This window comes from Viridibacillus sp. NPDC096237 (genome assembly GCF_050278625.1).
Classification (GTDB): Bacteria; Bacillota; Bacilli; order Bacillales_A; family Planococcaceae; genus Viridibacillus.
Genome location: NZ_JBNNTI010000001.1, coordinates 52,821 through 66,350 on the forward strand (window position 1 = coordinate 52,821; position 13,530 = coordinate 66,350).

Here is a 13,530-nt window from a genome sequence, read left to right on the forward strand (position 1 = left end):
TTATTTAGCCAACCATACACGAAGAACAGATAATAACTGATCTATTTTTAATGGCTTACTGATGTAATCTGATGCACCGGCTTTTAAACATTTTTCCCTATCGCCTTTCATTGCTTTTGCTGTAAGTGCGATAATTGGAAGGTTTTGATAAATTTCTTGGCTACGAATATTACGCATCGTTTCATAACCATCCATTACAGGCATCATAATATCCATTAATACAACATTTACTGTATTTTTTTCTTTAAGAATCTCTAAACATTCAAAGCCATTTTCTACTGAAATAATCTTCATCCCTTGAGATTCTAAAGCATTTTTTAGTGCGAAAATATTTCGATGGTCATCATCCACAATAAGTATCGTCTTATTGGATAACATATTCTTGCTCGCTTGTGTAAGTTGTTGTCGTTCATACATTAATTGATCTGGTTTTATTTTTTCCGGAACCTCATTTTCATCGGTTACTGCTGTTAATACAGAAGAATCCACTTCTTCAGCTAAAGGTACATCTATCCCGTTAGGTAAATTTGGAATCAATAAAGTAAAGATACTTCCTTTGCCTTCTTCACTTTTAACAAAGACCCAACCTCCTAGAAGTTTAGCAAATTCTCTACTGATAGATAATCCTAAGCCAGTTCCTCCATACTTTCTTTCTGTTGCTCCATCGCCTTGCTGAAATGCTTCGAAAATCAATCTTTGTTTTTCTTTAGAGATACCAATTCCAGTATCTTTTACGCTAATTTCAACCCACTCGTCTGTAATTTCTGTATGTACAAGCTTATTAATCCTTTCTTTTTCAGCAATTTTAATATGAACTGAAATAGCACCTTTATATGTAAATTTAAAAGCATTAGATAATAAGTTTTTAAGAATCTGTTGAAGACGTTGTTGGTCGGTAAAAACTATATCCGGTACGTTACTGTCTTTTTCAACATTAAAGGTTAAACCTTTTTTCAGTGCAACATGGTCAAAATTCTGATGTAACAACTCAGGTACTTCACTCATATTCATTTCATCAAATTGAATTTTTAATTTCCCTACTTCAACTTTTGATAAGTCCAATATGTCATTAATCAATTTCAATAGGTCTTGTCCTGAAGAGTGGATAATTCGAGCAAACTCTTGTTGTTCCTCAGCTAAGGTATTATCATCAGGGGTTTCTAACATTTCAGATAGAATTAAAATACTATTTAAAGGTGTTCTTAATTCATGCGACACATTAGCCATGAATTCTGATTTATACTTTGAACTCTTTTGTAGCTCTTCAGCATGTTCTTCGAGATTTATTTTTGCTTCTTCCAGCTCTCTAGATTTTTCTTCTGCATCGTGAGTTCTCTCAGATAGTTGTTCATTGATCATTCGCAATTCTTCTGCCTGAGATTGCAATTCTTCTGATTGTGCTTGAAGCTCTTCTGATTGTGATTGTAACTCTTCGGACTGAGCTTGAAGTTCCTCTGTTTGAGCTTGTGATTCTTTTAACAGCCGCTCTATTTCCATTCGAACTTGCACACTATTAATAGTTATTCCTAGTGTCTCTAGAACACGTTGTAAGAAGTTTTGCTGAAGGTTTGTGAATTGTTCTAGACTAGCCATTTCTAGTATACCTACGACTTCATCTTCAAAAATGACTGGCATGATTATAATACTTTTAGGATTTACCTCTCCTAATCCAGTTGTAATTAACTGATAATTATCCGGTATATCTGTGATAATATATGATTTTTTTTCTATTGCACATTGTCCTATTAACCCTTCACCTATCTGGAATTCATTTCTACCAGCCACAATCCCTTCACCTGCATAGGAAGCCATTTTGACAAAATGAGTATCTTCTCTTTGCTCACGACGGATGTAGAACACTCCAAAGGATGCGTCAACCATAGGTGCTAGTCTTGTAATTAGTCGTTCACCCAACTCTTCAACATCTACTATACGTTGATACATCGTCGCAATTTCTGCTAAACCCGTTTGCACCCAGTTCTGCTCACTAATTTTTTTTGTGAAATCTTTTTCTTTTCGATTATAGTCTTCTAAAGAACCAGCCATTTCATTAAAAGAATGGGCTATTTCCCCAATTTCATCTTTCATTTTGATATGAATTCTAGGTATAGCTGATAAATTTTTGAAATCTATCTTTTTAATCACTTTTGTAATAGACTGTAGCTCACTTGAAGTGCTACGAATCATCCAAAGTAGTATTAATGAAATGATAAGTATACTAAAAACCACAGCAAATAAAGTGAATTTAATCATATCACTATACCTTTGTTGAGAATTTTTTAAAGTATCATTCATAAGTCCTTCTTGATAAACCTTAAATTCATCAAGCGTACTTAACACTTCTATTCGCTTAGATCTTTGTTCTTGCATTAATTCTTTTAAATTCCCCTGCAAACTGTTGGCTTTAATTTGTTGAATGATTTTAGTTTCGGTGTCTGTGTATGAACTGTATTGTTTATCTAATTTTTTTAATAGTTGCTGTGAAGTTGTTTGGTTGGCTATAGTAGACAATTTAATAATATTTACTGAAATAGCAGCTTGATTGTCACTAATTGTTTGTAAACTAGAGTTAATATCACTCTTTTTTGCATCGATTGCTGCATACAAAATTTCTCTATCTGAGCGTGAAAATAACTGGCGAATTTCCATTACTGTTTGAACCTTATAATAACGATCCTCTACAATTTCGGTCATATCTGTTTTTAATTTGTTTAAAGTAAATATCATAGTTGATAACATTATAATTAAAAAAAGCAAGATTAAACCAAATCCGATTATTTGCCTTTTCTTAAAACTCATCTATTCATCCCCCTTTTATCTTCTTAAGGAAGCTTGAAAAACCCGGTAAATCATCTTCAAATTCTAGTATAGTCCTCAAACTATCTCTTTCATCATTTTATCATTTTTTTGTTAAATATTAGATTAAAAGTCTATTACAATAGTTTCAATATATTTCTTCTAATATTTTCAATTGTATTAGGAGGCTAAAACATATAATACAAAATATCTACTAAAAGGTTCAGTTTAAATACATTATCTCCATTGGATATTGTCAGATAACACCAGTATTAATCTATTATTTTTCATGTTTTCTATTTTCTGGTAATCCATTCAATTGTGTAGGGACTTTTAATTTAGCTTCAAAAGTTGTAATGTTATAAATATAAAATAATTAGATTTTTCAAAATAAATTAAAAGGGGTGTTAAATACATGTCAAAGTATACAGAGCAACTTTCATATTTACAAAAACCTGATGAAAAAGATGTCCCTGTGGAATTACAGGCAGAGTTTGATCAACATGTAGATTTTCAACAAGAGAATTGGGGCTTTATCAATAATTTATTTAAAATACTTCCATTAAATCCGCTACAATATAAAGGTTTCTTAGATTTTAAAAACACTTTGTTTGACGAAAAAACGTGCTACTTGAGTAATATAGATAAAGAAATGATGGGGCTAGTAGTATCTTCTACTAATAGTTGTACGTATTGTTTAACAACACACAGTGATGCACTACGTGGTTTAACTGAAGATTCAGCTTGGGTCGATCAGCTCACTTATAACTATCGATCTGCAACATTAACAAATAAGCAGCGAGCACTATGCGATTATGCTTATTTTGTTACTACTCATCCTCAAGAAACAACGCAAAACCAAGTGGATATGTTACGTTTAGCTGGTTTTAATGATCATGAAATTTTGGAAGCTTCATTTATTGCTGGATTCTTCAATTTTACAAATCGCTGGGTGAGTACGATTGGTGCTGTGCCGAATCCTGGGCATTATAGTCATAATAGATAATAAAAAAGCCAAAGAGGGTTTATACTAAGCCTCTTTGGCTTTTTTCAAGATAGAATTGAATTATAAATAAATGGTTTTATAAATTATAAATTCTTGTATATTTTTCTGTCAAATAATCAGCTAAATACTTAGCATTTAAACCTTCTCCAGTTGCTTCATTTAATAGTTCAAGTGGTTTTTTTAATGCACCATATTGATGTACTTTATCCGTTAACCACTCGCGAATTAGTGTGAGTTTCCCTTCTGCTAAAAGTTCATCAAAGTTTGGAATATCTTGATCCATCGCATGTTTAAATTGAGCCGCATACATAAAACCAAGTGCATAAGATGGGAAGTACCCAAAACTACCACCTGACCAATGTGTGTCCTGTAATACTCCTTCTGCATCATTTTGTGGAGTGATACCTAAATACTCTTCGTATTTTTCATTCCATACTTTTGGCAGATCTTCTGCTTGTAGTGATCCATTAAACAATTCTTTTTCAATTTCATAACGAATCATAATATGAAGTGGATATGTTAATTCATCAGCTTCAATACGAATTAAAGATGGTTGCGCGGCGTTAATCGCACGTAAAAACTTCTCTAATGAGACATTTTCAAATTGTTTCGGTGAATATTTTTTCAACAGATCAAAGTTTTGAGACCAAAAGTTTTTATTGCGCCCTACAAAGTTTTCAAAAAACAATGACTGCGATTCATGAATACCCATAGACGTTCCCGTGCTAAGTGGTAATCCATCTAAATCTGGCATTATATTTTGTTCATAAAGAGCGTGACCACATTCATGCACTGTACCAAGCAGAGCAGAGCGGAAATCATGCTCGTCATATTTTGTAGTGACGCGGATATCACCACGGTTTAAACCGATCATAAACGGATGTACGGTTTCATCTAAACGACCTGCTTCAAAGTCATAATCAAGTTGTTGTAGAATTTCTAAACAAACTGCCTTTTGTCCTTCTTTTGGAAAGAAGTCAAATAAGAAGCTCATATCCGGTTGATGAGATGATGCAACAATTTTTTGAACTAATGGAACAATAGTTTCTTTCAACTCTCCAAATACACGGTCCAAAATCTCAGTTGTCATATCAGGCTCATATTGATCCAATAAAGTATTGTAGGGATTGTTATCCTTTATACCCCAATAAGTAACAAATTTTTGTTGTGCTTCAATAATGCCTTTTAAATATGGTAAGAAAAGATTGAAATCCGATTTATCTTTTGCTTGTTCCCAAACAGCTTCTGCTTTTGATTGGAGTACGACATAAGCTTTATACTCGTCTGCAGGAATTTTCTTATTTAAATTATAAGCCTTCTGTGTTTCTTCGTATGAACGACGAACAATTTCTGATAGTTCTTCTTTTTTTGTAGCTAGTTCTTGCAACATTTCACCTAATTCATCTGATGTTTGTAAACGGAATAATTCTGACGATATAGTCCCTACTACTTCTGCGCGTTGCTCTAACCCCTTTTTTGGTGCTCCAGTACGCATATCCCAATAGATTACTGAGAGTGCCTCTTCATAATTATTAATTTTTTTTATGTAATTTAAAAAGCGTTGTTCAACTGACATTGTATTACCCCCTTATGTTTTCTCTATTTTATCACGAATTCCGAAGTAAATCAGTTGAAAGTTTTTTATGTGGGATTTGATTGTTGCGCTAAGTTTGGTGATTGTTGCCCTAAGTTGGTTGATTGTTGCACTAAGTCCCCTGATTGTTGCACTATCTCTTGCGATTGTTGCGCTAAATCTCCTGATTGTTATTTAGAAGAATACTCATGTCATAATTTCTTGGAAAACTCCTATTATGCTTACCCTATTCACACAAAAAAGCCAGCTCATTTAATTCCTGAGCTGGCCTTTTGTTATTAAACTTCTGTTGCTTCAACTGCGAAAATAGGTTGTATTTTCTCTTTATGCTTATATTCTTCTTCATTCAACAAAATATGAATGTCTCCGTGGTCTTTTGATGTACGGATTAATCGCCCCATTCCTTGCTGTAGTCGTAACAGCATGAATGGAATATCCACTTCTTCAAATGCATCTGTAGCAAATGAACGCTTCGCATCAAATAGTGGATCATTCGGTGGGAATGGTAAATCAAAAATAATCACACGAGTTAATGATTCCTCTGGTAAGTCTAAACCTTCCCATAAATGATACGAGCAAAGTACTTTTACTTCTCCTGCTTGGAAGTCACGGATAATCGAAGAAAGTTCACGATCGCCTTCAAATGCAATATCTGCACGAAGTTCTTCTGCCAATTGCTCTTTAACTTTAAGCATTGCTTGTTTTGATTTAAATAGGATCAATGTTTTCTCATCATCTTGTAATAACTTCTCAACAGCTGCAAGTTTCTTTTCTTGAGCTACTTTATGCAATTGAATCTTCATAACTTCTTCATATTCAAACGGAGAAGAAACTGAGAATGATTGGAATTTGTTAATTCCTAAGCTGTTTGCGATATATGAGAAGTCTTTATTGATTGATAGAGTTGCTGATGAGAATACATGTGGTATTTTTTTCGAGAACAGCTTTTCCTCAAGTACTTCTGTAATAAGTCGAGGCATGATGACAAGTGTCTCTTCACCATCTGTTTTCTCTAACCAGTCTACAGCATCACCTTGCGCGATGAATATACGCATTGCAGCTTCGTATTGCTCTAGGAATTCCTCTACCATGCGTAACTCATATTCAGGAATAATATACATTTCTGATTCGAAAACAAATTCTTCCAGTAAAGATTCAACTGTATCGATTACTTTTTGACCTAATTTTATTAGTAAAGGTGATTTATTAATTCTTTTACGATCTTCATCCGATTCAATGACATCATCACGTAGTTGATCAAAGAATAATTCGTGACCATCTTGTAACTTTTCCATTGTATATAACGTTTTTTCTCGTAAACCATCAACCATTAACATATCTAGAAGTTTCACAATAGTGTAATCTTGCACTTTGTAAGTCATCGCTTTTTGTGCTGCGTATTCAAGTAAGTGCCCTTCATCAAGTACAATCATAGAAACTTCCGGTAGAAGAGCTAATTGACCTTCACGTTCACGAGATTCTTTTGTCGCAATATGCTCCATCAAGAAATCCTGTGAACAGATGATTAAATCCGTCGATTGGCGATAATCTGCACGGTGTAGGGTTTGCCCGCAGCGATTACGTAAATCACAGACTGAGCACTGTTGAATCGAATTGTAGTTGACCTTTTGCCAATCAGCATCATTAACATTTGGATAGTCACTACGTTGACCATATAAAGATAATGTTCCTTGGCCAAATACGCCATCTGGTATCGTTTCTACAATATCATCTATATATTCGCCGTCATGAAACTTTTCAGCCTCTTCAAAGCGTTTTAAACATAAGTATTGATCGCGTGATTTTGCTAAACGCACATCAATATTTAAATCAAGATATTGCTGTAATTTATGAATATCGCCACCGTCTTTAACGAGCTGGTCGATTAAAGTCTCATCTGCACATGCAATCAATGCTGGACGTCCAGTATAGCGCGCATAAGAAATAGCTGGTAATAAATATGCGATTGTTTTTCCTGTACCTACACCTGCTTCAGCAAATAACACTGATTTTTCGCGTAAAACTTTTTCTATTTGATAAGCCATAAAGATTTGCTCATCACGACATTCTAGACCCTTTTCAGGTAATTCATCATAAAGCATATCGCCCATCCAATCACCCAACGAGTCGAAGAATGATTTTTCTTTTGATAGAGCAAATGGTATTGCTTGTCTCATCTTGTTCCCCCTCGTACGTCAACGAAATAAAAAATTATATACAACTAAACGGTAATTGAAACCTTTGTTATTATAGCATTATTCTTAACTACCTTGTTACATGCATGTATATGATTTAATTTTTTTTCAGTTTATGTGTTCAATTTGTGCTCAAATCACGGATATCGTAGTGTTACCCAGAAAACAAGGAGATTAAACACCATGAAATTAGTGTACTTTATATAATAGAAGAAACTAAGTAAAATGTATATGATATGGACATTTCAAGTCTGCCTTTATTTTTAGAAGTATAGAAACAAGCCAAGTTCATTATTTACTTAACAAAAAATTATATTGATTTTTGGAAAGAATTATTCTATAAACAAAAATTAAATACTGGATGAAGAAATAATTCGTAATTCATGACTATCGAATAAAGTCTCGAAAATAAGGAGCATTAACTTTACGAGGCATATTTTTCACTAATAACGCAATTGAGTTTCAGTTAGCTAACCATTTTAATGTAATCTGATCTAATATTATTTTATATTAGTAGATAATATGGAGAAAACTTTTTAGAACAAATAAATCCAAGTGAAAAACACCATTTTAAAGAGCAAAAACATAAAACAAATATTGGGCGGTAAAAGATCAGCACTGTTCTGAAAAACACTAAGAAAGGCTGAACAACATGAACGACTTATTATTTCTACAAAAACACATTATCCGCAAACCTCGTCTTGCACTGACCAATACTGGACGTAGAACCATCTGAACAATCCCTAAACTCACTAACATGATGAGTATGTAATTTACCAAAAACATCCTACAAAAATATGATTTCATTAACAAAAACGGAAAGGGATATATCCCCTTCCGTTTAGTTTCTCGGTGTACGTTGACCCCAGAACTGATAAAAATCTGTTCTGATAAATCCGTTGAATAATTTGCGTTTTTTCGTTGCCTTTCTACCGTATAGCGTTTCGATGTTTTCCATTGACGATAGCATGTAGACTGACCATGATGGATATTTCGCCATATTGTCACCCATTTCACGTATCATTTGTTCAACCATTTCTATATCACCAATACGTTCACCATAAGGTGGGTTACCAATCATCACGCCATCAGTTGAAAGTGTAGTGAAGTCTTTTACTTGCATTTGTTTCCAAGTAATTAAGTCCGCAAAACCAGCTTCAACCGCGTTGTTTTTTGCAATTTGGACCATACGATGGTCGATGTCTGAGCCAATGATTTCTAAAGGCTGATCGTAGTTTGCTACATCTTCTGCTTCCATACGAATATCATCCCAAATCTGTTGTTTCATCCAAGGCCACGCTTCTGAAATGAACTCACGGTTGTAACCAGGAGCCATATTTTGACCGATCATTGCAGCTTCAAGTGCAATTGTACCTGAACCACAGAAAGGATCAACGAATGGGCGATTTGGATTCCATTTAGAAATTTGAACAAGCGCTGCTGCTAAAGTTTCTTTTAGCGGTGCTTCACCTTGATCTAGTCTATACCCACGTTTGTGTAGGCCTGCTCCACTAGTATCAATCGTAAGTGTTGCCACATCCTTTAAAATTGAAATTTCAATTTTAAATTTAGGTCCAGTTTCTTCTAAGAAACCTAAACGTTTATAGTGGTATTTCATACGTTCAACTATTGCTTTTTTTGTAATCGCTTGGCAATCAGGTACGCTAAATAATTTAGACTTAACGGATTTACCTGTTACAGGGAATTCTGCATCTACTGGCAAGAATTTTTCCCAATTAATAGCTTTTACGCCCTCAAATAATTCATCAAATGTACGAGCTGGAAACTCACCTGCAATAATTTTCACTCGGTCCGCTACACGTAACCAAAGATTCGTTTTTGCGATGGCTTTCTCATCACCTTCGAAGTAAACTTTTCCGTTTTCTGTTGTTGTTTCAAATCCTAGGTCCTGAAGCTCTTGTGCGACAATTCCTTCTAACCCCATTGCTGCGGTTGCTACTAATCGAAATGTTGTCATTATTATTTCCCTTCTAACTGTTCTAATTCCCAAAATTCAAGGAATTCGATAAATTCATCTAAAGGTAATGGCTTTGAGTAATAGTATCCTTGGATCATATCACAGCCCATTTTACGTAATAGCTGAACCTGTTCTCTTTGCTCTACTCCCTCAGCAATTACCTTCATATGTAAACGATGCGCCATTTGAATAATAGCATCTACTATTGCTTGTTTATCATCTAACGAACATATATGTTGTATAAAACTACGATCAATTTTCAAATAATTTAATGGAAATTGTACTAAATAGCTAAGAGAAGAATAGCCTGTCCCAAAATCATCTATTGAAAGTTTAAAGCCTAATTGCTTGAGGAGTACTAATTTTCGAATCGTTTCTTTTTCACTGTTCATAACCGTACGCTCTGTTAACTCAATTTCTAAATAATGCGCAGGACAATTATTTCTCTCCAATATTTTCATAATAGATTCAATGAAATTACTTTGATGAAAATGAATACTCGATATGTTCAATGCAATTGGCATATTTTTCACATTTTGTGATTTTAATTTTACATAGTCCTGGCATGCACGATTAATAATACATTCACTAATCGGAATAATTAGACCTGTTTCCTCTGCATAAGGAATAAATTCTCCAGGCGAGACGAAGCCTAGTTTTTCATTTTGCCAGCGTACTAAAGCTTCTACTCCTACGATTGCACCTGTTGTAACAGAGACTTTCGGTTGATAATGTAATTCAAAGCTATCATTTTCTATAGCTTTTCGTAACTCATTATCTAGAAGTAAAACACGTTTGTTATCTGTTTGTAATTCGTCAAAGTAAAAAGAAAATTGACCTCTTCCATTTTGCTTTGCATAATACATTGCCTTATCAGCTTTGGTTAATAATACTTCTGTATCATCATCATCATGCGGATAAATGCTAATTCCTATACTGGTAGACACATATAAATTCTGATCATCAACAGTAAAGGGTTGTTCTAACAATTGGATTATCATTTCAGCCAAATGTACAGCTTCTCTAGGATGATGGATATTTGTTAATGTAATAACAAATTCATCACCGCCGTATCTAGCTAAAATATCTTTGTTTTTCAATAGCGATTGTATTCTTTTTGCTACTTCCACTAACAAATAGTCACCAACTGCATGACCAAGTGTATCATTTATTTGCTTAAAGCGATCTAAATCTAAAAATAAAACAGCATGTTGATATGAGCGTGTAGAGGAAGACTCAAGTAAAACTCTCATGCGCTCATTATAGGCAAATCGATTTGAAACACCTGTTAAGGAATCGGTCATTGCACGTTTTTCAAGCTCGTCTTCAACGTCCTTTTGTTCAGTAAGGTCGGAAAAAACACCGCAGTAGTTTGTAACTTCACCTTGTTTATCACAAACTTCCATGATTGAAAGCCATTCTGGATATGCATCACCCGTTTTTCGACGATTCCATATCTCGCCTTGCCATTCACCTTTTGAATACAGCTCGTTCCACATGCTTTTATAAAATTCACTGTCATGGATGCCTGATTGTAAGATAGCAGGGCTATGTCCAACAACTTCTTCTTTTTTGTAGCCCGTAACAAATTCAAAAGCTGGATTCACATTTATTATTTTCTTTTTTGGATCAGTTATCATGATTCCTTCAGAAATTGTTTCAAATAATTTTTGTATTAATTCGTCAGAATAGCTAGAAATAGTGGTTTGGCCAATAATCTCTTTAATAGATATTTTTCCCATAAATTTCACCATATCCCCAAAAGAAAGGCCCTCCAGGAACTGGAGAGCCTGACTGTTCATGTTTAACATCATTGAAAGTTCAATAAGCCATGTTTTGTGCCCGAGTACTCAAACGATTTACATCTCGTACAACCGGGTAGTAATCATCTATCTACGTGGGATGCAAGCATTCACGTCTCTCCATCCATTCATTTCCTTCAGGAGAGTGCCCCTACCATAATTTGGGTTTCTCGCTCGTGGGGTTTACCTCGTTCCACCTGTTACGTTTCCGCACCAGCTCCGTCACTGTGGCACTTTCAGAGAGTTTCAACCATATCCTTTAAAGGACTTAGGTTTTCCTCCCGCCGTCAGCCATAAGACTGCCTTAGCTTATTTATTCACTAAGCACGAACACTACGGTCATCTCAGAACCGTGCGAGCATGGACTTTCCTCAACAATGTCAAGCATTGCAGCGATTACCCGAAAATTCATGATGATGTTTTTCATTATAATATAAAAACATGTACAACCCAATACGACTAAAGACCTATATTCAATCGTATAACTTATCTCCAAAAACGTGTTTTTCCAAGTTCGAGATTCTCTTTAAAATATCAAAATTTGTATTGGCAGTATGTTGTGGTTGTTGTGGTTGAACTTGTGCCGATGTGTGACGCTTAGAATTTTGCGCAGCCTCAAGCTCTTGTTTCAACATGTTAATCTCTTCTTGCTTCTTAGCTACAATTTTTTCAAAGTTCTCATAATCTTGAATAATTTCATCTAAAAATTGGTCTACGTCATCTTGACTATAACCTCTTAAACCTGTTTTAAAATCTTTATCTAAAATCTTTTTTGCTGTTAATTTAGTATCCATATACATCGCCCTTCCATCGCAACATAAGTGTTCTTAGTATAGCATATTTCTTAAAGGCCATGCTTACTCACAGCCATTTTTCAACGTTTTTTTGTCGAAAACTGCGATTGCCCAGGAAATTATTTCTTCCTTTCAAGCCGATTCTTCCTTTTTTGTAAATCTGCAAGTCTTAACGCTTTAAATTCCTTAGTCCACAGTGAACTTTCCGTTACAAGTTTCCATGCTTGATTTGTCATTTCTATTGCAAACTCATAGTTTTTTTCACGGTGTTCAAAAATTTTCGCTAACTCAATGTGTGCTGTAATTTGTTGTCTACCTTTTAAATACGGTAAAGCTTGTTGAAATGATTTCCGTGCCTCTATATAATTCTTCTGTCTTTTAAGCTGGAAACCAAGATAATAATAAGCATTCGCTGCTTCTTCACTTGTATATTGAGACGTTACTTGTTGTAAAAGTTCTTCACTACGATCGATTTCTTTTAAATCAGCGTACCATTTACCAATGTTTGTATAGGTTGTAGCTGATTCTTCTGCAATGTTTTCACAAAGTAAATTCGTCGCCTGCACATACAACGTCAATAATGACAATAAATCCCACTCATTGTGTTGTAGTACTTTTAGCAATGCCTCAGGCTGTCCACTTTTGACTGCATCTAAGTAAATAATCGGCGCTAAATAACCTGGTACATCGTCAAGACGAGTAAAGCCCAATTTTTCCTCTTCTACTTGTGTAAGTTTCATACGTGCAATGTCATTTTTCCAAATACGTTTTGAGCCATGCAATAAATCAAGTTGATCATGCTCTTTTAATGGTGGTAGCTCTTTTTTATTTAATGTCCAACGAGTTTGTAACTGTGGCCAATCGAAACTTTTACCATTATACGTAATAATAGTTTTCTTTCCTTGCCAAAATTTTGATTCAAACAAAAATGCAACTTCATTACTCGGATCAGCTAATACATACTGCTTTAATGTAAAGCCATTCGCAGACTCTTCAAGTAAACCATTTAGGAAGATATGCGTACCTACGCCTTTTAATCCAGTTGTCTCTGTATCATAGAACACAAGATTACTAGCATCCATTAAAGATATCGGATGTGGATTTTGTGTTTGTTGCCATTTTTCAAAAGCATCATATAATTCACCTAGATAAATAGCACCGTGTTTATAATCAAGCGGATAATGCTTTTCTAATAAAAACACTACACCAAAATCATTTTCAATCATTTGTAATCCAGCATCCTGCCATTTGCCGGCATAGATAGGGACGTCTGGTTTTATAAATGGTTCTTTTTCTATCATTTGTTGCGTGTTATTTTTCTTCAATAGTTTTTTCATTTGAAGAATTTTATTTTCATATGACATA

8 protein-coding genes and 1 other RNA gene are annotated in these 13,530 nt (G+C 34.5%); 1 reads left to right on the plus strand and 8 read right to left on the minus strand.

Annotated features, from left to right (window positions below; translation table 11 throughout):
* Positions 1-2,799 (minus strand): response regulator, encoded by a 2,799-nt coding sequence (locus ACQKMD_RS00260; protein ID WP_427748469.1) that lies wholly within the window; start codon positions 2,797-2,799, stop codon positions 1-3.
* Positions 2,800-3,211: 412 nt separating this feature from the next.
* Here ACQKMD_RS00260 and ACQKMD_RS00265 point away from each other — a divergent pair, with 412 nt between their 5' ends.
* Positions 3,212-3,802, plus strand: a complete 591-nt coding sequence (locus tag ACQKMD_RS00265; RefSeq protein ID WP_427748470.1) for a peroxidase-related enzyme — start codon at positions 3,212-3,214, stop codon at positions 3,800-3,802.
* 76 nt (positions 3,803-3,878) lie between these two features.
* Here the strand turns inward: ACQKMD_RS00265 and ACQKMD_RS00270 are convergent, their stop codons facing one another.
* The 7 genes from ACQKMD_RS00270 to ACQKMD_RS00300 form a co-directional block, all read right to left on the minus strand.
* Positions 3,879-5,378 (minus strand): carboxypeptidase M32, encoded by a 1,500-nt coding sequence (locus ACQKMD_RS00270; protein ID WP_427748471.1) that lies wholly within the window; start codon positions 5,376-5,378, stop codon positions 3,879-3,881.
* Between the two features lie 296 nt (positions 5,379-5,674).
* Positions 5,675-7,573: an ATP-dependent DNA helicase gene (locus tag ACQKMD_RS00275; protein WP_427748472.1), complete on the minus strand. Its 1,899-nt coding sequence runs from the start codon at positions 7,571-7,573 to the stop codon at positions 5,675-5,677.
* A gap of 859 nt (positions 7,574-8,432) precedes the next feature.
* Positions 8,433-9,569: a THUMP domain-containing class I SAM-dependent RNA methyltransferase gene (locus ACQKMD_RS00280; protein WP_427748473.1), complete on the minus strand. Its 1,137-nt coding sequence runs from the start codon at positions 9,567-9,569 to the stop codon at positions 8,433-8,435.
* A gap of 2 nt (positions 9,570-9,571) precedes the next feature.
* Entirely contained in the window at positions 9,572-11,311 is a 1,740-nt protein-coding gene (locus tag ACQKMD_RS00285) for a sensor domain-containing protein (RefSeq protein ID WP_427748474.1), read from the minus strand.
* Between the two features lie 78 nt (positions 11,312-11,389).
* Positions 11,390-11,779: RNase P RNA component class B (rnpB, locus tag ACQKMD_RS00290), an RNA gene on the minus strand.
* Positions 11,780-11,844: 65 nt separating this feature from the next.
* Positions 11,845-12,171 (minus strand): cell division regulator GpsB, encoded by a 327-nt coding sequence (gene gpsB, locus ACQKMD_RS00295; protein WP_427748475.1) that lies wholly within the window; start codon positions 12,169-12,171, stop codon positions 11,845-11,847.
* 113 nt (positions 12,172-12,284) lie between these two features.
* Positions 12,285-13,529, minus strand: a complete 1,245-nt coding sequence (locus ACQKMD_RS00300) for a ribonuclease H-like domain-containing protein (RefSeq protein WP_427748476.1) — start codon at positions 13,527-13,529, stop codon at positions 12,285-12,287.
* Between the last annotated feature and the right edge of the window lies 1 nt (position 13,530).

Excerpts from the sequence above, each read along its gene's own strand:
- ACQKMD_RS00260 (WP_427748469.1), bottom strand. The coding sequence starts at position 2,799 with ATGAGTTTTAAGAAAAGGCAAATAATCGGATTTGGTTTAATCTTGCTT.
- ACQKMD_RS00265 (WP_427748470.1), top strand. The coding sequence starts at position 3,212 with ATGTCAAAGTATACAGAGCAACTTTCATATTTACAAAAACCTGATGAA.
- ACQKMD_RS00270 (WP_427748471.1), bottom strand. The coding sequence starts at position 5,378 with ATGTCAGTTGAACAACGCTTTTTAAATTACATAAAAAAAATTAATAAT.
- ACQKMD_RS00275 (WP_427748472.1), bottom strand. The coding sequence starts at position 7,573 with ATGAGACAAGCAATACCATTTGCTCTATCAAAAGAAAAATCATTCTTC.
- ACQKMD_RS00280 (WP_427748473.1), bottom strand. The coding sequence starts at position 9,569 with ATGACAACATTTCGATTAGTAGCAACCGCAGCAATGGGGTTAGAAGGA.
- ACQKMD_RS00285 (WP_427748474.1), bottom strand. The coding sequence starts at position 11,311 with ATGGGAAAAATATCTATTAAAGAGATTATTGGCCAAACCACTATTTCT.
- gpsB (WP_427748475.1), bottom strand. The coding sequence starts at position 12,171 with ATGTATATGGATACTAAATTAACAGCAAAAAAGATTTTAGATAAAGAT.
- ACQKMD_RS00300 (WP_427748476.1), bottom strand. The coding sequence starts at position 13,529 with ATGTCATATGAAAATAAAATTCTTCAAATGAAAAAACTATTGAAGAAA.